Source organism: Sulfurimonas sp. SWIR-19 (assembly GCF_020410885.1).
Lineage (GTDB): Bacteria > Campylobacterota > Campylobacteria > Campylobacterales > Sulfurimonadaceae > Sulfurimonas > Sulfurimonas sediminis.
This window is the reverse complement of record NZ_CP084578.1, coordinates 696,759-715,861: the sequence shown is the minus strand read 5'-3', so window position 1 is coordinate 715,861 and position 19,103 is coordinate 696,759. Positions and strand designations below refer to the sequence as shown.

Genomic DNA, 19,103 nt, shown 5'->3' with positions numbered 1-19,103 from the left:
GTTATGCTCCTATACTCTCTTTAATTTTTTGGATTACAGACTTGTGAATTTGTGAGATACGGGACTCGGTTATATCTAAAATATCACTAATTTCTTTTAAAGTCAACTCTTCAAAGTAGTATAGCTGAATTATCATCTGTTCTCTCTCTTTATAAGAGGAAAGAACTTTTTTTATTACGTCAATCAACTCTTCTTTTTCAATTTGAACAAGCGCTGCACCTTCATCACCAATTTGCAACTGATCATGCAGAGGCATGACTGTATAAATATTTGAAGCGATGCGTGCTTCATGAACTTTTTCAATACTTTCGTCCAGTATATCTGCCAGTTCTTCATCACTCGGTTCTTCATCATGTGTCAGCATATATTCCTGAACTGCATAATCTATAGCTTTTACAAGTTTACGGCTCGCACGGCTTAAAATATCCAGACTTCTCAAATAGTCAAGCATTGCACCATAAACTCTTTTTTTTGCATAGCCCCAAAAAGAGTCATTGAGTTTTTCATCATATCGCCTAGCCAGTTTTATCAGTTCTTCTGTACCGATTGCTGAAAGATCACTAAAGTCCACCGAGCTTGGAAGCCGCTCTTTGAGCCGAAAAGCCATTGCTTTTACGGCAGGAAGATATTGCAGTGCCAGTTCATCTTCTTTGTGTTTGAGATCTTGAAGGTAGGCATTGTTTGTCATAATTTTTGTCCGGCTACATCTTCAGAGTTCATTTTGATAGCAATATCTGTAATTTTGCACGCTGAGTCTATCAGTTTTTCTCTTTTGTTTATCTCTTTTACAAAAATATCTAATTCTGTTTCATGGGTTTCTTTTGGGAAATTATAGGCTTTAACCGTTATTGTTCTATAATAAAGTGCAACGATTACATGTGAAAAAAGATAAAAAAAGATGGTAATAAAAAATGTATAAAGTAATAATCCCTCAGCATCAAAAGATTTTAACAACCCAAAGATTATTCCTACAAAAAATCCTTGAACAGTAAAAAAATAAACAAAATTTTCACCAAACATAACTACCCCAAATAAGACTTAAAAATGGTCCATTAATCTTTTAAACAGACCTGACAATCCACTTTCATTGGATGTAACCAGCACATTTCGTTCCAGCTTTTGTATAATTTTACGCACAATTGCATCTATGTCTCTGCTCGGCTGTGATGCAGGATAAAGCATTCTAAAAAGTGCGCGCTGTTTTACGGATGTTGACACTTTCGCATCAGCATTCATTTTCCCAATCAACTGCAGGTCCAGTTTTTCACCTATATTTGCCTTGGCAACTTTTTTAATTTTTTCAAAAACACCAAAAGCCTCTTTTTCATTTTTCACCTGATTCATTATCATAAACACATCATTTCGGAGTGTCGCAATTGTTTTTATCGTTGCATAGGCGTCGGTAATTGCTGCAGGATCGGGAACTGTTACAACAATTACATCATCTGCCGCATTTAAAAACATTTGAATATGCTCTCCAATCCCGGCTCCCGTATCTATAATCATAACATCAAGTTTGTTTAAAACCTGTGCCTCCTGCATAAACCTGTCAAACAGTGCCATGTCAGAATATTTTAATATTTCATCACCACTCTCACCAGGAATAAGAATAAGATTACGGGTAATGGGAATTAAAATATCACTAACTGTCGCCTCGCCTTTGAGTACATGTAAAATGTTTTTTTTGATTTTTACATTAAACATAACATCCAGATTGGCCAGTCCTATATCTGCATCAAATATTCCCACATTCAAACCTTGTTGCGACAGTGCATAGGCAAGGTTTGAACTTATAGTACTTTTGCCCACCCCGCCTTTACCGCTTGTAATTGCGATAAAACGCGTTTTTTTTGATTTTTTCTTTTGGGAATTTGAAGCAACCAGTTCTTCAAGCTTTTGTGCCTGATTCCCAATCATACCTTACTCCTGTTAAATCCGTTCAAAAGACACTCAATTAAAAAATCACTGCTCGCACATACTAAATCTTCCGGTACTTCCTGACCTACAGAAAAATAACTTATCGGTTTTTTTGTTTCATAAGCCAGTGAAAAAATATTTCCAAAACCCATCGTCTCATCCAGTTTTGTAAACATTAGTGTATCTACACCCAGTGTTGAAAAGCTGTCATAGGTCACTTTTAGGTCTTCATATTTAATTGAACTTGGCATTACCAGTACTACATCCACATTGTATTGCGTGTTATTTGCGTTGAGACACTCATATATTTTTTCAATTTTTACTCTGTCATAAGGACTCGATCCCATTGTATCAATCAATATATAGTCACAATATTTAAGAGACTCCAGAGCACTTGAAAACTCCGGAGGATCAACAACTGTTTCAATTCCAAGTTTCATCATTCGTGCATACTGCATCAACTGCTCCACGGCACCTATACGATAGGTGTCAAGTACAACCAGTCCGACTTTGTACTTTTTTTCCATTAAAAAAGAGTATCTGGCAGCAAGTTTGGCAATAGAAGTTGTCTTTCCCACACCTGTTGGTCCGACAAGCATAATAACTTTTTTCGCACCTATATTAGGCAGTGTTTCTCTTCGGATAGGAACCATTTTTCGAAGTATTGTTTGAAAATACCTTTTTACAGTGGAAGAGTTTTCTCGCATTTTCAACGGCATATGTTCCAAAGTAACCTGCATAAGAGTATCCAAATGTTCTCTGTTCATTCCGCTTTGTGAGGCAAGACGATAAATTTCAGAAAATTCCGGCGGAATTTGACTTGAAAGATTTGGTGACTTTTCATCCCAAAACATATTTTGAATAATTTTTACCTTATCTGTCAGTTTATTGATTTCAGATTTTATCTCTTTTAGCTCTTTGGGTTCAACAGCAGTAGCCGTTTGTTGCGATGCTGAAGGCTGATATAAATTCTCCAAAGGATCAGTCACATTTGAAATTTTAGAAATTTGTTGTGCCGCATTGGAAATATCAAAAAGTATTTCCCGACTCTCTTCTTTGAGCGGTTGCTGTTTGGAAAGTGGTTTTTTTGCTTTTTTATAGGTAGACGGAATCATCTCTTCATCTATACCGATTACTATCTCATAGAGTGCTTCTCTGCCTAAAGCTTTTTTTTGAATCTCTTTGGTTTCAATGAGCATACCCTCATCACCAATTTCCATTTTTGCTTTTTTCAATGCCTCTGACGGACTACGCCCGGTAAAAGTCAATATTTTCATCTACCAACACCTGACAAAGGTATCATTACACTTTCTCTTTGTGCATAAAAGGGATGCGGCACAATTAAATCTTGTGTATGTATTGTACGGTTATCAAAAAATATAATATCCAAATCTAGCGTCCTTGGTGCATTTTCAAAAGTTCTTTTTCTACCAAATTTTTTTTCCAGTCTCAGTAAAAAGCGTAAAAAAACTCTTGGCTGCATTGAAGTTTTTAAAACAAGTATTGCGTTGAAAAAATCATCCTGATCTGTATAGCCAAAAGGAGGATTTTTTAAAATCAATGATGTTTTTACTACTGATACTCTTTTATCTTTTTGTAATACCACAAGAAGATGTTCAAATCTTCGGCGTACATCTCCGACATTTCCACCGACACCTACAACAGTTTCATATCTATGCCGACTTTTGGCATGGGCAGTATAAGGGAAATGCAAGTTGTAAAAAGAGGTCAATCTTTTGTTTATCTTGCGTTTCCTGTACATGTAAAGACTTAAGCCTGTTTCTGTGCTTGTGCCTGTGCTTCTTGGGCCGCTTTGATTTCGTTCATAATCTGAAGCATACCCATCATAGCCAAATGGTAGCCAAAAGGTCCGAAACCGACAACAGATGATGTGCAAACAGGTGCAATCATATTTTTTTGTCTAAACTCTTCACGTCTGTGAATATTGCTGATATGCACTTCTATGGTAGGCAGGCTAACAGCAGAAATGGCATCGCGGATAGCGATAGAAGTGTGCGTATAGGCAGCAGCATTGATAATCAATCCCTGTGCTTCACCGTAGCACTCCTGAATTTTATCTACAATTTCACCCTCAAGATTACTTTGAAAAAATTCTATTTCCACACCGTTTTGGGTTGCTACATCTTTCATCTGTGCATGAATCTGTTCTAACTTCATCGGACCGTAAATATTTTGTTCACGAATTCCGAGCATGTTTAAATTTGGACCTTGAATAACTACTATTTTCATTTTTACCCTTATTATGATGATTTATCTTCTGAAGGACTATTTTATCCAAACTAATATTAAAAAAAGTGTATAATTTGAAAAAAAGAAAAAAAGATGACAATACTCGTTCCCAATTATATTTTAACACCCGATATTCTCCTGACAGACAAGGCAATTGCATTTGACAGAACCATCCGAGACATAGGCGATTTAGAAGAACTGGAGCAGAAATTTCCAGAAGCCAAAACCATACAGTTGCAAAAAAATTCTCTGCTTATGCCCGGTCTTATCAATGCACACGTACATGTAGAATTTTCTGCCAACAAAAATCAGCTCAGTTACGGTGATTTTTTGAACTGGCTCTACAGTGTTATAGAAAATCGTGAAGACCTTATCGCAGGCTGTGACCTTACATGTATGACTAAAGCGATTGACGCTATGCTTGCAAGTGGCATCACAACCTTTGGTGCCATAAGCTCCCATGCGATGGACCTCGAAGCCTGTGTCAATGCAAAACAAAATGTAGTATTTTTCAATGAACTTATCGGTTCACAAGCCGGTATGGCAGATGCTCTTTTTAGTGACTTTCTTGCACGACTTGACACCTCAAAAGCTGTTCAAAGAGAAGGGTTTTATCCTGCGGTTGCCATCCACTCTCCCTACTCTGTACACCCGATTCTTATACAAAAAGCTCTGGAAATTGTTAAAAATGAAAACCTAAAACTTACGGCACATTTTATGGAAAGTGAAGCCGAACGCAACTGGCTGGATTCTAGTAGCGGTGATTTTAAAAAATTTTTTCAAACACTGCTTAAACAGAACAAAAGCGTAAGCGATGCCAAAGAATTTCTCGATTATTTTAACGATTATGAAACACTCTTAACACATGCCGTCACAACAAATGATGAAGAACTTGAACAAATTGCACAGCAAAAACATATTATTATTCACTGTCCGATTTCCAACCGATTGCTTGGTAATCCTACGCTTGACATTCAAAAGTTAAACGAGAAAAAAATTCGCTGGATTGTTGCGACTGACGGTTTAAGCTCAAACTATCAGCTTGATTTGTTTGAAGAGATGAAAATCTCTCTTTTTATGCACAGTGATGCACCTCTGTTAGAATTTGCAAAACAACTCATAAAAGGAGTCACTCTCCATGCCGCCCAGTCACTGGGACTCAATACGGGAGAAATACAAGAGGGAAAAAATGCAGATATGATTGTTCTTGACCTGGATGCCGAACCAAATGAAGAGTTAGCCGTTCATTTAATACTGCATCGCTATAATATCTCAAAAGTTTTCATTAACGGAAAACTTGTAAAAGGAAATGAATAAATGGAATTACTGAAAAAGATATTTTTTCCCATCGCAGCAATTATGAACTATATCCAAAATCATTTCAAAGCCATGCTCTTTGTGCTGATTTTTATTTTACTCTTTGCTCCGGCAAGTGAAAAAGAGTTTACGAGCTATAATTTGGAAAAAATCAATCTCAGCGGTCCGATTATGGATGCTGCAGATGTTGTACAAAAAATAAATAAAGCTGCACACAACAGTGCTGTAAAAGGTGTTTTGCTCATTGTCAATTCTCCCGGCGGTGCCGTTTCGCCTTCTGTCGAAATCGCGTATGCCATCAAAAGACTAAAAGAACAAAAGCCTGTCATAGCCTATGCCAAAGGTACTATGGCAAGCGGAAGCTATTATGCAAGCATCTGGGCTGATAAAATCATAGCAAACCCGGGCAGCATGATAGGCAGTATCGGAGTTATTATGCAGGGTGCCGATTTAAGTGGCATCATGCAAAAACTCGGTATCAAAACACAGGTGGTAAAAGCCGGACGCTACAAACAGATAGGCACACCGGACAGACCGTGGAAAAAGTATGAAGTCGCTGAGTTGAACAAGGTTATTCAAGGAACATATGATATGTTTACGAAGGATGTTGCCGATGCAAGACATTTGGATTTCAACAAAAGAGACACCTATGCAAATGCCCATATATTTACGGCAGCACAGGCAAAAAAAGTCGGTCTCATTGACAGTATCGGTGTCGAATATGATGCAAAAAATGCCTTGGCAAAGTTAAGCGGTGTTTTGCATCCCGTATGGAACAAAGAAGACAAGTTTGACAAACTGCTCAAAAAACTGTCCGCCTCAACGGCTGTGATTTTAAATACCTACTTCCCTGATTTGATTTTAAAATAAGTTACAGAGTTTATAACTCCGTAACTTTGACAACAGCTTCTAAATTTTCAAAAATTCTTTTTACCCTCTCCTGCCATAATTCACCGAAATGTTTGACTTCTTCAGGAGTGGCTGTTCCGCTTGTCAGTTTTTGCATTAACGGCATCATATCCGGTGAAGTCGGTACCGTCGAAGGATTATAATTTACATCAACACTTTTTCCTGTATCTACTCTCGTAAATCTTGCGGATGAATCTATATTTGCATTAAAAAACATAAGAGAGTGGCGTGCAAACTGTCCGTTTAAGCCTTTAAATCCGCTTTTGTCTGTCGCCCCGGTAATATGTGCAATAACATTACCGACAACACCGGCAACGCCATCTTCTAACGACTCTTTAAATTCTACTTTTATGTTGCCACGGACTGCCCGCTGATTTGGGTATAAAACTTTCAGTGCTTCGCTTGCCATTATATAGGCACCGGCAACCGTCGGGCAGGAGTGTCCTGCGGCTTTAACAACTTCTAAGTATGTTATTTCATATTCTCCGTTTTCAAAAGCGCCTAAAACCTGTGCCAAAGGGTCTTTGAGTGGTATACTTTGTACGGCATCAAAAAATTGTGGATAATTCATCGGATTTCTTCCTTTTTTAAGACCTTTGCACTGACTATGTATCTATCGCTCTGGGCTTCAAATACATCATCTACATGGAGTGAAGACAAATCCACTACCTGTGAATCTTTTACAATCTGTGCAAAGCCTTTTTTGTTTTTGTATTTTGGATTATTGGATTCTAGCATTTTTTGCAGGTTTAAAAGTTGATTTTGCGCAATATTTAACACGCTCTGAATTGTTTGCGGAAATCGTTGCTGTAATGAATCCACTTCTTTTTTATAATTTTGCAGACGAAAAGTGATTGCCTGGGCAAAATCTTCTTGCAGTTTTTTAATCTCATCCACGCGATATTGTAATTTTTTCTCCACTGAATGTTGCAGATAGGAGTTCTTTACATGTAACAGTTCTTGCTGTAGATTATATACTTTATGGGTTATTTTTTGGGTTAGCTGTGTCGATAAGGAATCTAAATACTGATAGAGTTCATTGGTGTCAGGCAGTATCATCTCCATGGCAGCACTGGGTGTCGGTGCTCGCAAGTCTGCCACAAAATCACTGATGACCCAGTCAATTTCATGCCCTACAGCTGAAACTATCGGTGTTTTTGCATGAAAAAGAGCGTCGGCAACAATCTCTTCATTAAATGCCCACAAATCTTCAATACTTCCGCCACCACGACCTATGACTATAATATCATACCCTTTTGTATCGGCAGTTTTGAGAGCATTTGCTATACTAAACGCTGCCCCTTCACCTTGCACGAGTACATCATACACATCTATTTCTATAAGTCTGTAACGCGAATTGGCAACGCGCAGCATATCTTGCAGTGCCGCACCGGTGCCTGAGGTAATCAGTGCAATACGGGAGGGAAATTTTGGCAGTTCTTTTTTTCTTTCATGAGCAAAATAGCCCTGCGCAGAGAGTTTTTGTTTGAGTTGTTCATACGCTAAAGCCAAAGCACCCTGTCCTGCAGGTTCAATAGAAAAACAGTTTATTTGATAACTGCCACGGGGTTTATAGAGCGTAACGGCACCGTCTATGACAACTTTCATCCCCTCTTCAAGACGAAATTTCAACTTTGAAGCATTGCCACGAAACATCACACAACTTACAGCCGAGTCTTTGTCTTTAAGGGTAAAATATATATGTCCGGAGTTGTGAAAAGTAATGCGCGAAAGCTCTCCCTCGACAAACACTCTTTCAAATGAACTTTCTAAAACAGTTTTAATCTGCTCATTCAAAGCGGAGACTGAAAGTGTATGCATACTTTTTTCTACTTTTTACGGGCGATTATAAGTGTTGAAATATCCATTGAAAAACTTTGTGTGTGGAGCATTTCAAAGCCTGCATTTTCCAGCTCTTTTTGCATGCCCTGGATGGTTACAAAATTTTCTATAGAATCCGGCAGGTAAGTGTATGCCTCAAGATTTTTGGAGATGGCAGCACCGACATAAGGGAGAATTTTATGCATGTAAATATCACGGATTTTTTTAAGGATATTTTTGTTTTCATCTTTCATAAACTCCAAAATGACAACAAGTCCGTCTTTTTTAAGCATTCTGTTAAATTCATAAAATGCTTCTTGTCTCTCAACAACATTACGAATACCGTATGTAATACTCAGCATATCTGCACTTGCATCTTCAAGAGGAATTTGAGTTGCTTTTGCGATATGATAAGAAAAATCGGGAAATTTTCTACGGGCTACATCAACCATACCGTTTGACGGGTCCACACCGACAAACTCGGCTATTTGCACATCCGCTTTATGGGACTGTTTTTGCCAGTACCCCATCATATCACCCGTACCGCAAGCGACATCTACAATTTTATCAATATTTTTTTTACCATAATAATCAAAAGCCAAATCACAGGCTTTTTTTCGCCATGAAATGTCTACACCCATACTCATTACACGGTTTGCAGTATCGTATGTTGATGCAATATCATCAAACATAGAGACAATTTTTTCTTGTTTTACGTCATCTTTTTGCTCTAAAATACTCATAAATCTATATCCTTCTTTTCATCCATAATATTATATCTTCTGCTTCTTTGCCTGCATTTAAAATGTTAAATTTATCTTCAATGTTTTTAAATCCCTCCTGCCCGCCAAATGCAGGAGCAAGATAACATAAATAATAATCAACAATATCACGACTTAACTCATACATTTTTGCACTGCCTTCAATCATAATATTTTTATAATTTTTCAGTAAAGAAAAATCACTGGCTATGATTACTTTTCGATTTGGCACCTGAAACAGAGGAATGCTTCTGTCAAACTCTTTTTGACGGGAAAGAATTAAAATATCGGGAGCTTTTCCGTTGACTAAGCGTGCATCAAGTGTCGGTCTGTCACTGCGAACCGTATTGCCGCCGATAACAAGCAGATCGCATACATTACGCATAGCATGAACATTTTTTCTTGAAGCTTCAGAACTGACAATGCCACCATCCGTCGTGCCGTTCAGTCGTTGTGCCCATTTAAAAAAAACGAATCTCTCTTTGAGAAATTTTTGAAAAGGAAAGAGCAGATCTTCGCATTTTTCTTTGTTTACATGTAAGCGTACATGTAAGCCGCTCTGCACTAAGAGTGCATTGCCGTTTGCCGCAGTTTCATTTGAATCCTCTACACCGATATAAAGATTTTTTATGCCAAGTTGTGCGATCAGATTAGCACATGAGGGGGTTTTGCCTACATGGGAACAGGGTTCAAGAGTAGAATACAAAGAACAGTTTTTAAAAATATTGTTATGGTTTTTCAGTAAAAAAATATGGATTTGTTCGGAAGTAAAAAGCTGCAGTATTTCTTTGTTTTGTGTCAGTTTGTAGTATGCAGACTTTAAAGCATTCACTTCAGCATGCGGCTCTCCGGCTTTGTGATGTGCTTCAACGGCTAAAATTTCACCATGTTCGCCTCTGAGTGTACAGCCTACTGCAGGGTTTGGGTAGGTCAATCCTTGATATTTCCAAGCCTCTTCAACGGCCAGGTTCATATAAAAGCTGTGATCTATTACCATTCAAAATAGGTTTTTGCTTTTTTTACTGCATTAAAGTCAATCTCTTCTGTTTGCCCCTCTTTTTCTACAACAAGTTTGTTTCCCTCAACTTTGCTGAGTCTGCCTTTGATTTTTACTTTTTCATCTAAAAGCAGGGAGACATTTTCACCAAGAGATTTCTTGAAATGTTCTAACGTTGTCAGCTTTCTCTCGATGCCGGGACTGCCGACTTCCAGTCTGTATTCGCCGGAAACTGGAGGAGTAACATCCAGTAAGGGAGAAATGAGATGTGTTAACTCTACACACGCATCCAGGCTGACCCCTTTGCGTTTGCCGTTTTCTATTTCGGGAGAAATAACGCTTATGCGAAAAATTGTTTCATCATTTTCATTGACAACAACCGTGTCATAAAGTTCCAAATCAACTGATTTGACTACGGATGCTATATCACTTTGCAGACTCATGATGCTTCTCCTTTATGCTCTTTGGCTATTTTTTTAAACAAATCTTCAATATTTTGGGATTTTTTCAACTGTTCGTCAAACTCAAATGTCAGTTTTGGACATCTGTACCATCCTTGATCTTTCAAACAAAAATCTTCTACCAAAGGACGAGCTTTTCTTAACTGCTTCAGGTAGATTCTTTTTTCTTCTTCGCTGAAATTACCTGGGTCGATATAGACCTTGGCATCACTTCTTCCACGGGAACATTTTACCTCAATGACACTGAGTTCATGCAAACGGTTGTCATTAAGTTGGCTGAGTGCTTCGGGAATAAGTTCAGCTAAAAGAGCTTCTGTTCTTTTCAGCTTTATTTGTGCTTCATTCATTTGTCTTCTTTACAGAGATACTTTTTGTTCGACTTTTTTGAATGTCTCAATCACATCACCGACTTTCACATCATCATAGTTGGAGATTATCACACCACATTCATAGCCATTTCCGATTTCTTCCACATCATCTTTAAAGCGTTTCAGTGATACAAGTTCACCCTCATAGGCAACAACACCTTCACGAATAACACGCACAAGTCCGCCACGGATAAGTTTGCCATCAACAACAAGACATCCTGCAACCATGCCTTTTGGAGATTTAAAGACATCTTTAACTTCCGCCTGACCCGTATTTTCTTCCGTAAATTTCGGAGCCATCATACCTGTTAACATTCCAGTCATATCATCAAGAAGCTGATAAATAATAGAATAGGTTCTGATATCTACATTTCTCTGTTTTGCAAGTGCTTTTACAGAACCTGTCGGACGAACATTGAAACCGAGTAATACACAGTTTTCAGAGTTGCTTACCAGTTCGACATCACTCTCTGTAATACCGCCGACACCGCTTGAAATAACATCAATTTTCACTTCGTCATTTCTAAGTTCTGTCAATGAATTTCTAATCGCTTCAAGTGAACCGTGAACATCAGTTTTAAGAACAACTTTCAGAGATTTGAGTTTGCCTTCTGCAATCATAGAAGTCATATCTTCCAATGTAGATTTCGTTGATTTTGAAAGCTCTTTGTTTCTCTCATATTCATAACGTTTGTGTGCATACTCTTTGGCTTCTTTATCGCTGTTCATAGCCATCATAATTTCACCGGCTGCAGGGACTTCATTTAGACCTACAACGACTGCTGTATGTGATGGTCCGACCTCTTTAATCTGTTTGCCGTTCTCATTGACAAGAGCTTTCACACGACCGTACGAGCTGCCACAGACTACATTGTTACCGACTTTTAAAGTTCCGTTTTGCACAATTACAGTTGCAACTGGACCACGTCCTTTTTCCAAAGATGATTCAACGACTGCCGCTTTTGCAGGAGCATCAGGATTGGCTTTGAGCTCTAAAACCTCTGCAGTTAAAAGAATGTTTTCCAGTAAATCATCAATCCCCATTCCTGTTTTTGCAGAGACAGGGACAAATTCTACATCCCCGCCCCAGTCAACAGGAGAAATACCGTGTTCAGCCATTTGCCCTTTGACAAGATCAGGGTTTGCCGTCTCTTTATCCATCTTGTTAAGAGCCACAATAATCGGTACACCTGAATCTTTGGCAATCTTTATGACTTCAAGTGTTTGCGGTTTCACACCGTCATCAGCAGCAACAACAATAATAACAATATCTGTAATATCCGTACCACGTTGACGCATAGAACTAAAAGCAGCGTGTCCCGGTGTATCTATGAATGTTATCGCTTTGCCTTTTTGCTCAACCGTGTAGGCACCTATATGCTGTGTGATACCACCGGCTTCACCTTGTGTGACTTTTGCTTTTCGTATAGAGTCAAGCAATGAAGTTTTACCATGATCAACATGTCCCATAATTGTTATAATAGGTGGTCTCTCAACAGCATTCGGATCTTCTTCTTCAGTTTCCTGAACATAGTTAAATTCATCTTTTGGATCGACAATAGTTACTTCTACACCGAATTCTTCCGATAAAATTTCAATCTCATCTGCACCCAAAAAGTCATTTTTCGTCATCATCATACCCAGATCAAAAAGAACTTTTATGATGTCTGACATCGGACGTTTTAGTTTTTCGGCAAACTCATAGACGCGAATATCTTCAGGGATTTCCACATGTGTGACAATTTCCTCTTCGTGAGATGCTTTTGCGTATTTTTTTCTTTTGTCACGAGAAACTTTTCTTCCGCGCGGTGCCTGTTTTTTGTTTGCATTTCTACCGGCCGGCTTCGGCGCTCTTGGTTTTCTAGGCTCTTCCGGAGCTATTGGAGCACGTTCTGTTGCATTTAAATCAAGCAGTGTTACCTGATCATCCATATCCATAGATACTTCAGCCAAAGAACCACCAAAAATATCAAGTTTTTTTCCTTGGTCTTTTTTTGATGTCGGTGCCTGTTTTGTAGTAGATTTCTTTTTACGGGCCAGTTCTTCAAGTGCTTCTGCACTCATTTTTCCATAAGATGAAACAGATGCCTGTTTTTGTGGCATACTGTATGTTTCTTCAACTTTTGGTTTTTTCTTTTTAACAATCTTTAAACCTGATTTTTTAATAGCAGGTCTGAGTGAAGGCGACACAACTTTTAATGTCGTTTTCTTCACCTCTTTTTTCGGCGCTTCTTCTTTCTTGAGTGTTTTTTCTTCAACACTTTTCTCTTTTTCGGCTACACTTTCAACTTTTGGCTCTTTTTCAATTTCAGCTTCTTTTTGGACTTCAGCTTCTTTTTTGACTTCGGTTGGGGTTTCAGTTGCACTCTTTTGTTCAGTTGCAGCTTCTTCTTGCACTACAGGTGTCTCTTGTTCATCTTTTTTTGTTTCTTCAGGAGTATCATCATTAACTTTTTTAGATGTCTTTTTTACAACTTTTGGTTTTTGCGCTTCAGCAGTATCATCACCATTCATTATGTAGTTTGCTAAACTTTCTGCTTGTTCCATTGTTACTACACTTTGTGCAGATTTTACTTCAAGACCCATTTTTTTTGCTTTTTCTAAAACATCTTTAGAAGCTATTCCTAGCTCTTTTGCAATTTCGTGTACTCTAACTTTTTCTATCATCAGTGATGATCTCCTTTAATTTATTCATAAGTTTATCTTTATCTGGGCTTTTGCATTGACGCATTAAAGCTCGAAGAAGTTTTTTCTCTTCTTTTAGACAACTTTGACATAAATAAAAACTTCTTTTCGTCCCGTCAAATGCTGTCAATTCACCATTAAAACATTGCAGTCTCAATAGATTACATTGCGGTTCTCTTATTCTGCAAGAAACGCACATTCTCGTTGGTTGATGAAATTTTTTTGCCATTATATCTAAATCTTACTTTATTTAATAGAGTTATCGCTCTATTATAAGTCCATCATTATCAAAATTCAAAACTTTTACATTAAAGTCAGGAAATTTCTGCTTCATTCTGTTGGCAATCATCGCAGAATCTTCATCATAAACAAGTGAAAAAAATGTAGAACCGCTCCCTGAAAGGGTACTCATCAATGCTCCGCTTTCATAGGCTACCTTTTGTACCGAAAAAAGTTCCGGCAGAGTTTTCATCCTTGCTTTTTGATGAAATCTGTCCTGTGCCGCAAGTTTCAACATTTCCCAGTCTTCATTAAAAAATGCGGCTACAGTCAAGGCTGCATGAGAAAGGTTGTAAACCGCATTCTCTTTCGAATAGGATTTAGGAAGCACGGTCCTGGATTTTGAAGTATTCATCTGCTTGTTCGGAATGACGACTACAGCTTTGAGATAATCCGGCAGATGTTTTTTTTGAGAAAAAACCTTGTTTTTTTCAACTGTTGCAACATTAAATCCACCCATCACAGCAGGTGTAATATTGTCAGGATGTGACTCATACACAAGCGCGTGATTTAGTATACGGCGTTTTGAAACCCTTATACCGGCCGCTTCATGCGCAGAAGCAATCGCTGATACTATGACAGCAGAAGAACTTCCAAGTCCGCGGGACATTGGAATTTGATTATAAAATGTAAATTTGAAATTTTGTTTGTTTTTTGTCAATCTTGAATAATGATCATTAAAAATGCTGATAAAAAGATTGTTTCCTTTGAGTCTCGGGTTGTTTTCACCCTCACCTTTTATGCTTACACTAAAAAATTTCGAGGGATGAAACTCAACTCTGTTTCTCAAATCTACTGCCAAACCCAGAGTATCAAAACCTGGTCCGAGGTTTGCAGATGTTGCCGGTACACTTATTGTCACTGATTATCCTATCCAACTGCACCTATCATATAAAGGGGCGTTGTATTTGTGCTAAACTCTTTATAATCCAACACATCCGGCAATATAAAATCTGCCTGTGGTGCTGTTTCTATTTTTTGAGTTTTTATCTCTTGGTCTATTTTAACAAAATATAGCTTTCCAATCGCTTTGATAGGCTGATTTTTATTAAAATAAAAAGCATCTGTCGCAAAAAGCGGTATTTTTTTTAATATACTCAGTGATTTTAAAAATATATAGGCTACTTTGATGGACATAAAACTTCCCGGTCCATTGGCATACAAAAGTTTTTTCACACTGTATTTGTCAAATATCTCTTTATAGATTAAAGGCAGGGCATCAGAACTTTTTTCATGGCTCTGTATCGTTTCTACAAGCCTATTCTCCGCATATATGCCAATGAGAATCGGTGAACCCAATGCTATACATAAAACATCAACCTTAGGCATAGGCTTTTTCTAATTCTCTGGTTTTTTCACCGACAAGTTCGATCACTTCATAGTTGTCGGCATCTTTAAGCAGAGCCAGTGTCAATTTATGATTGAGGTCATGACTTCCTGCCAATGCTTCGTAATTTCCTATAAAATTCATTCCGATCAGACTCATATCTCCAATTGCATCTAAAATTTTATGCCGTACAAACTCATCACTGAATCGTAAACCTTCAGGGTTGAGTATCTTTTTATCATCCAAAACCACTGCATTTTCCAGTGAGCCGCCCAAAGCAAGTCCTTTTGAACGCAAATACTGTACTTCATGTAAAAAGCCGAATGTTCTTGCACGGGCAATCTCATTTTTATAGCTTTCTTTGGTAAATTTCAACACATACGCCTGTGTCTGAATAACAGGATGAGGAAATTTAATGGTAAAATCATAGTTCAAATCAGGCGAAGGAGAAAGTTTTACATATTTTTCCCCTTCTTTTATCTCTACCTCTTTTTTAATCATCATTACTTTTTTTGGAATATCCAGCTCCTGTATGCCCGCTTCATCCAAAAGCATACAAAAACTTGCACTGCTCCCGTCCATCACGGGTACTTCATCCGCATCAACAACAACACGAAGATTGTCAATGCCGTATGCATACACCGCGGACAAAAGATGTTCTATGGTAGAAATCACATAATTGTCTTTGCCTATAACTGTCGCCATTTTCGTATCAACAACATTCTCAGGAACCAAGGGAATAGACACATCCACATCACTTCTATAGAACACAATACCGCTGTTTGACTCCAAAGGTTCTAATCTTAAGCGCACAGGAGAACCTTTGTGCAAGCCTATCCCGACAAGCTCCACACTTTTTTTGATTGTTGTCTGATACATCTGTTATCCTTTATTTGCCGTCAATGATTTTTTTAGCACTCTTAATAATATCATTAATATTAAGTTTTATCCACTTTTTGTCCATCCACTCTTGAGGTCGGACTTCAATCCCTTGCACCAATACACCAAAATGCAGATGATCTCCCATCGCATAACCGGTTTTTCCTGTTTTTGCGATAACACTGTTTGGTGCCACCTCATCACCCGCGGAGACCTCCAGACTTGAGCAGTGTCCGTAGAGAGTATAAAGCCCCAGTCCGTGTGCAATAATAGGTGAATTCCCATACAGTCCGTTATAATCTGCAAAGACTACATTCCCGCCGTTTTGTGTGCGTATAGGTGCCATTGCATGACTGGCCATGTCTAAACCCAAATGGTATGCTTCACTGATAAACTGACCTTTGTAGTAGTATTTTCTATGATCTCCAAAGTATGCCACAACCTTTCCGTTTTTCAAAGGATACATTTTTTTAATTTTAAAATCACTGATCATTTCCTGCGGAACGTCTGACGTAAGTTTATGTATCAACGCCTCGTTTTTTTCTCGTATATTTTCATTAATGATTTTAAATCTTTCCAGGGGATCTTCTACTCCCTGAGTCTCATCAAACTCTTCAGCCAGTTCGGCAATTTTTCCGTTTAAAAATTTATCCGAAATTGTAATTTTTGAAAGCCTGTATGTTTTGTTTTTCAAATAAAGTGGAACATAGGTTTTTCTTACATTTCCCGCCGAGTCTTTTGCTACAACTGTTGCTTTAAAACCTTCATCCTGTACGGGCCAGGCAAGCAAAGCTATATAGTATCCCTCTTTATAAAAAGGTTCTACCTTAAAATGTTTATTGTGATTTGATTTTATGTACAACTCTTTTAAGTTTTCATCTTCCGCTTTAAAAATTACAAGGGCCGCACCTCCTCGGGATATTTTATAGGAATTGTTCACAATGTTTACCTGCGGTCTTTTTTTGTCAATTCTCAGTTTAAAAGATTTTACCGCCGTATTGCCATTTAAAAAATTCCATTTACTCGCATCCTGTGCCTGTACAACAATTTCAATATTTTTGTCTTTGATTGCTGAAGCACCTCTTGGCGGTTCTAATTTCAGACTCACTGCTTTTTCTGGATACAGCAGTTGATTGTATAACAACTCACTCTCACCATTTTTGGTTCGCAAAATCACTTTATATGATTTGATACCGCTCTCATCTTCTATCTTTAATGGCAATGGCTTCTTGAGATTCCAGTAACCATTTGTCTGCAGTGTGATTACAGGAGCATTTCTTTCAAACATTGCAGAAAAATAGACATATGCTCCTGCCCCTATAAGAAGGGCCGTTATAAAAAATCCGCCAACCGAAGATCTGTTTTTTTTGTTTCTCAAATTATGTTTCCTTAATTGATTTTAATATTTTGTTATTTTCGTCACTTTTATAAAGCCTGACTTCTTTTACATGTACCGTTTTCAACACTTCTTTCATTATTTCTTCTGCATCTTTCAACCTTGCACCGCTTGATTTTAAATCTTCATCTGAGACATACATATTCATAACCTGCGCATTGTCACTCTGCAACATCTTTTTATACAGTATGGATTTCAAACGAAACAATGACAGGGGCTCTCTTCTTTGTAAAAACTCTTTACATGTAAGGTGCTCAGCTTTAAGTTCAATAAGCTCAGCAGCCACAACAAAAGCCGTACCCGTGCATTTTGCATTTGAAAACCCCTGTGTAAATTCCAAAAGAGCCCCAAACAGTGCTGTTGCCATTTTTTGATTGATAGGAACACCCTCTTGTTTTAATGCAAAATAGAGTTCTGTTGCATCAGGTTCTGCTGCTATTATACAGTCTGCCTGCTTTGGTACAGTATCACGTACGCGGGTAAACCACGGTAAAAAAGAAAACTTCTCATCAATTTGTCCGATAGCAACCAGGGAGACTTTTTTATGCAGAGTCAATACATAAGAATACAGGGCATTTGCATTTGCAAATGAAAGGTTGTCTGTTTGAATTACTATATGTTTAGCACTTTTTATATCATCAAAAGCTCTCAAATGTCTACTTTTTTAAATATAATTATATACTATTTTTTATTCATCTTGTAAACATAGGCTAAAACTTCGGCTACAGCGTGAAACAATGCTTCGGGAATAGGCTTGTCTACATCAACTTCTTTGTAAAGACTTCTGGCCAAAGAGGGGTTTTGTACAATATGCACATGATTCTCTCTGGCTATTTTCTTGATTTGCTGTGCTATATGATCCATTCCTTTTGCAATGACAATCGGAGCCCGTGCCTTTGCCTCATCATATTTTATGGCAACAGCATAATGCGTAGGATTCGTTATCACCACATCGGCATTTGGAACTTCTGCCATCATCCTTTTTCGGGAAGCTTCCATCTGAATCTGTCGGATTTTTGATTTTATGAGTGGGTCACCCTCCATATTTTTCATTTCATCCTTAATCTCCTGTTTTGACATTTTTAACCCGTCAAAATACTGTTTTCTTACAATAATTATATCTATAATTGCAAAAATAAAGATAATAAAAAGCATCACAAAAGCAATAATTATCATTTTGTCTTTGAGCCAGACAAGCTGATCATGCAGTCCAAAGAGTGCAACTGTCGGCAACTCTTCAATAAAATAGAAGAAAAACAAAAAACCGACACCCAGGGTTGTAAAAGATTTCAGTGTTACTTTCACACCTTCAATAAGCTTTTTTAAGGAAAAAAGATTCTTTGTTCCTTTAATTGGGTCAATCTTTTTAAAGTCCGGCATAATAGCCTTTGTCGTAAATAAAAATCCAAACTGTGCAAGTGCAGCCACTACACCGGCAATCGCCACAGCAGCAGCCAGAGGAATGACCATAAGCAAAAACTCCCTTATAGTAACAATGGCAATATCTATTGCAAACAATTTGTCTACAGGCATGCCTATAAGGGAAAAATAGTATTGAAAAAGACGAATCATATGTGTTGCCATATAAGGAAAAAGCATTAAAATACCAAGTATGGCGACAAAAAGTGTTATAACTCCCGAAGTGTCCTGGGACTTTGGAACATTCCCCTCTTTTCGGGCATCTTCTATTTTCTTGGGGGTGGGTTCCTCGGTCTTCTCTTGATCATCAGCCATAA

The 19,103-nt window shown here is 37.9% G+C and carries 22 protein-coding genes; 2 read left to right on the top strand and 20 right to left on the bottom strand.

The window, feature by feature from the left end:
• Position 1 precedes the first annotated feature (1 nt).
• Genes LCX93_RS03760 through aroQ form a run of 6 tightly spaced genes read right to left on the bottom strand, consistent with a single transcriptional unit; the run spans position 2 to position 4,167 of the window.
• Positions 2 to 688 carry an RNA polymerase sigma factor FliA gene (locus LCX93_RS03760; protein WP_226068678.1) on the bottom strand — a complete coding sequence of 229 codons (687 nt, stop codon included), beginning with the start codon at positions 686 to 688 and terminating at the stop codon, positions 2 to 4.
• A complete protein-coding gene (locus LCX93_RS03755; protein WP_226068676.1) occupies positions 685 to 1,020 on the bottom strand; it encodes a hypothetical protein in 336 nt (111 codons plus the stop codon). Before LCX93_RS03755 ends, LCX93_RS03760 begins: the two co-directional genes overlap by 4 nt.
• A gap of 18 nt (positions 1,021 to 1,038) precedes the next feature.
• Entirely contained in the window at positions 1,039 to 1,917 is an 879-nt protein-coding gene (locus LCX93_RS03750) for a MinD/ParA family protein (protein ID WP_283949364.1), read from the bottom strand.
• Positions 1,914 to 3,194: a flagellar biosynthesis GTPase FlhF gene (flhF, locus tag LCX93_RS03745; protein WP_226068674.1), complete on the bottom strand. Its 1,281-nt coding sequence runs from the start codon at positions 3,192 to 3,194 to the stop codon at positions 1,914 to 1,916. The genes LCX93_RS03750 and flhF overlap by 4 nt, the downstream gene beginning before the upstream one ends.
• Complete coding sequence (gene folK / locus LCX93_RS03740; protein WP_226068672.1) at positions 3,191 to 3,679, bottom strand: 2-amino-4-hydroxy-6-hydroxymethyldihydropteridine diphosphokinase; 489 nt, start codon at positions 3,677 to 3,679, stop codon at positions 3,191 to 3,193. Before folK ends, flhF begins: the two co-directional genes overlap by 4 nt.
• An 8-nt stretch (positions 3,680 to 3,687) precedes the next feature.
• Positions 3,688 to 4,167, bottom strand: coding sequence for a type II 3-dehydroquinate dehydratase (gene aroQ, locus LCX93_RS03735; protein ID WP_151900781.1), 480 nt, complete (start codon positions 4,165 to 4,167; stop codon positions 3,688 to 3,690).
• 93 nt (positions 4,168 to 4,260) lie between these two features.
• Here aroQ and mqnF point away from each other — a divergent pair, with 93 nt between their 5' ends.
• Both mqnF and sppA read left to right on the top strand, forming a co-directional pair.
• Positions 4,261 to 5,484: an aminofutalosine deaminase family hydrolase gene (gene mqnF / locus LCX93_RS03730; RefSeq protein WP_226068670.1), complete on the top strand. Its 1,224-nt coding sequence runs from the start codon at positions 4,261 to 4,263 to the stop codon at positions 5,482 to 5,484.
• Positions 5,485 to 6,354 (top strand): signal peptide peptidase SppA, encoded by an 870-nt coding sequence (gene sppA, locus LCX93_RS03725; protein ID WP_226068661.1) that lies wholly within the window; start codon positions 5,485 to 5,487, stop codon positions 6,352 to 6,354. It begins immediately after the preceding gene.
• A 10-nt stretch (positions 6,355 to 6,364) separates the two neighbouring features.
• Here sppA and LCX93_RS03720 read toward each other — a convergent pair whose 3' ends face one another.
• Genes LCX93_RS03720 through flhB form a run of 14 tightly spaced genes read right to left on the bottom strand, consistent with a single transcriptional unit; the run spans position 6,365 to position 19,101 of the window.
• Positions 6,365 to 6,964: an FmdE family protein gene (locus LCX93_RS03720; RefSeq protein ID WP_226068655.1), complete on the bottom strand. Its 600-nt coding sequence runs from the start codon at positions 6,962 to 6,964 to the stop codon at positions 6,365 to 6,367.
• Entirely contained in the window at positions 6,961 to 8,214 is a 1,254-nt protein-coding gene (gene xseA, locus LCX93_RS03715) for an exodeoxyribonuclease VII large subunit (RefSeq protein ID WP_226068653.1), read from the bottom strand. Before xseA ends, LCX93_RS03720 begins: the two co-directional genes overlap by 4 nt.
• An 8-nt stretch (positions 8,215 to 8,222) precedes the next feature.
• The gene (ubiE, locus tag LCX93_RS03710) at positions 8,223 to 8,957 is read right to left on the bottom strand and encodes a bifunctional demethylmenaquinone methyltransferase/2-methoxy-6-polyprenyl-1,4-benzoquinol methylase UbiE (RefSeq protein ID WP_226068644.1); all 735 of its coding nucleotides are present in this window, start codon (positions 8,955 to 8,957) and stop codon (positions 8,223 to 8,225) included.
• A gap of 4 nt (positions 8,958 to 8,961) precedes the next feature.
• The gene (gene ribD, locus LCX93_RS03705) at positions 8,962 to 9,972 is read right to left on the bottom strand and encodes a bifunctional diaminohydroxyphosphoribosylaminopyrimidine deaminase/5-amino-6-(5-phosphoribosylamino)uracil reductase RibD (RefSeq protein ID WP_226068642.1); all 1,011 of its coding nucleotides are present in this window, start codon (positions 9,970 to 9,972) and stop codon (positions 8,962 to 8,964) included.
• Positions 9,966 to 10,415, bottom strand: coding sequence for an LSm family protein (locus tag LCX93_RS03700; protein ID WP_226068641.1), 450 nt, complete (start codon positions 10,413 to 10,415; stop codon positions 9,966 to 9,968). Before LCX93_RS03700 ends, ribD begins: the two co-directional genes overlap by 7 nt.
• Positions 10,412 to 10,780, bottom strand: coding sequence for a 30S ribosome-binding factor RbfA (gene rbfA, locus LCX93_RS03695; RefSeq protein ID WP_226068631.1), 369 nt, complete (start codon positions 10,778 to 10,780; stop codon positions 10,412 to 10,414). The genes LCX93_RS03700 and rbfA overlap by 4 nt, the downstream gene beginning before the upstream one ends.
• 9 nt (positions 10,781 to 10,789) lie before the next feature.
• Complete coding sequence (gene infB / locus LCX93_RS03690) at positions 10,790 to 13,468, bottom strand: translation initiation factor IF-2 (RefSeq protein WP_226068629.1); 2,679 nt, start codon at positions 13,466 to 13,468, stop codon at positions 10,790 to 10,792.
• Positions 13,452 to 13,715 carry a YlxR family protein gene (locus tag LCX93_RS03685; RefSeq protein ID WP_151900792.1) on the bottom strand — a complete coding sequence of 88 codons (264 nt, stop codon included), beginning with the start codon at positions 13,713 to 13,715 and terminating at the stop codon, positions 13,452 to 13,454. Before LCX93_RS03685 ends, infB begins: the two co-directional genes overlap by 17 nt.
• A gap of 30 nt (positions 13,716 to 13,745) precedes the next feature.
• Complete coding sequence (gene thrB, locus LCX93_RS03680; protein WP_226068627.1) at positions 13,746 to 14,627, bottom strand: homoserine kinase; 882 nt, start codon at positions 14,625 to 14,627, stop codon at positions 13,746 to 13,748.
• Between the two features lie 8 nt (positions 14,628 to 14,635).
• The gene (locus tag LCX93_RS03675; RefSeq protein ID WP_226068625.1) at positions 14,636 to 15,094 is read right to left on the bottom strand and encodes a hypothetical protein; all 459 of its coding nucleotides are present in this window, start codon (positions 15,092 to 15,094) and stop codon (positions 14,636 to 14,638) included.
• Positions 15,087 to 15,971, bottom strand: coding sequence for a UDP-3-O-acyl-N-acetylglucosamine deacetylase (lpxC, locus tag LCX93_RS03670; RefSeq protein ID WP_226068623.1), 885 nt, complete (start codon positions 15,969 to 15,971; stop codon positions 15,087 to 15,089). Before lpxC ends, LCX93_RS03675 begins: the two co-directional genes overlap by 8 nt.
• Positions 15,972 to 15,981: 10 nt before the next feature.
• Positions 15,982 to 17,349, bottom strand: coding sequence for a peptidoglycan metallopeptidase Pgp6 (gene pgp6, locus LCX93_RS03665; protein WP_193151438.1), 1,368 nt, complete (start codon positions 17,347 to 17,349; stop codon positions 15,982 to 15,984).
• A gap of 1 nt (position 17,350) precedes the next feature.
• Positions 17,351 to 18,019 carry a DHH family phosphoesterase gene (locus tag LCX93_RS03660; protein ID WP_226068621.1) on the bottom strand — a complete coding sequence of 223 codons (669 nt, stop codon included), beginning with the start codon at positions 18,017 to 18,019 and terminating at the stop codon, positions 17,351 to 17,353.
• A gap of 29 nt (positions 18,020 to 18,048) precedes the next feature.
• Positions 18,049 to 19,101 (bottom strand): flagellar biosynthesis protein FlhB, encoded by a 1,053-nt coding sequence (flhB, locus tag LCX93_RS03655; RefSeq protein ID WP_226068619.1) that lies wholly within the window; start codon positions 19,099 to 19,101, stop codon positions 18,049 to 18,051.
• Between the last annotated feature and the right edge of the window lie 2 nt (positions 19,102 to 19,103).

Coding starts and splice junctions, on each gene's coding strand:
- LCX93_RS03755 (WP_226068676.1), bottom strand. CDS start 1,020: ATGTTTGGTGAAAATTTTGTTTATTTTTTTACTGTTCAAGGATTTTTT.
- mqnF (WP_226068670.1), top strand. CDS start 4,261: ATGACAATACTCGTTCCCAATTATATTTTAACACCCGATATTCTCCTG.
- ubiE (WP_226068644.1), bottom strand. CDS start 8,957: ATGAGTATTTTAGAGCAAAAAGATGACGTAAAACAAGAAAAAATTGTC.
- LCX93_RS03685 (WP_151900792.1), bottom strand. CDS start 13,715: ATGGCAAAAAAATTTCATCAACCAACGAGAATGTGCGTTTCTTGCAGA.
- LCX93_RS03750 (WP_283949364.1), bottom strand. CDS start 1,917: ATGATTGGGAATCAGGCACAAAAGCTTGAAGAACTGGTTGCTTCAAAT.
- flhB (WP_226068619.1), bottom strand. CDS start 19,101: ATGGCTGATGATCAAGAGAAGACCGAGGAACCCACCCCCAAGAAAATA.
- folK (WP_226068672.1), bottom strand. CDS start 3,679: ATGTACAGGAAACGCAAGATAAACAAAAGATTGACCTCTTTTTACAAC.
- lpxC (WP_226068623.1), bottom strand. CDS start 15,971: ATGTATCAGACAACAATCAAAAAAAGTGTGGAGCTTGTCGGGATAGGC.
- infB (WP_226068629.1), bottom strand. CDS start 13,468: ATGATAGAAAAAGTTAGAGTACACGAAATTGCAAAAGAGCTAGGAATA.
- rbfA (WP_226068631.1), bottom strand. CDS start 10,780: ATGAATGAAGCACAAATAAAGCTGAAAAGAACAGAAGCTCTTTTAGCT.
- ribD (WP_226068642.1), bottom strand. CDS start 9,972: ATGGTAATAGATCACAGCTTTTATATGAACCTGGCCGTTGAAGAGGCT.
- LCX93_RS03700 (WP_226068641.1), bottom strand. CDS start 10,415: ATGAGTCTGCAAAGTGATATAGCATCCGTAGTCAAATCAGTTGATTTG.
- LCX93_RS03720 (WP_226068655.1), bottom strand. CDS start 6,964: ATGAATTATCCACAATTTTTTGATGCCGTACAAAGTATACCACTCAAA.
- aroQ (WP_151900781.1), bottom strand. CDS start 4,167: ATGAAAATAGTAGTTATTCAAGGTCCAAATTTAAACATGCTCGGAATT.
- xseA (WP_226068653.1), bottom strand. CDS start 8,214: ATGCATACACTTTCAGTCTCCGCTTTGAATGAGCAGATTAAAACTGTT.
- LCX93_RS03675 (WP_226068625.1), bottom strand. CDS start 15,094: ATGCCTAAGGTTGATGTTTTATGTATAGCATTGGGTTCACCGATTCTC.
- LCX93_RS03760 (WP_226068678.1), bottom strand. CDS start 688: ATGACAAACAATGCCTACCTTCAAGATCTCAAACACAAAGAAGATGAA.
- flhF (WP_226068674.1), bottom strand. CDS start 3,194: ATGAAAATATTGACTTTTACCGGGCGTAGTCCGTCAGAGGCATTGAAA.
- sppA (WP_226068661.1), top strand. CDS start 5,485: ATGGAATTACTGAAAAAGATATTTTTTCCCATCGCAGCAATTATGAAC.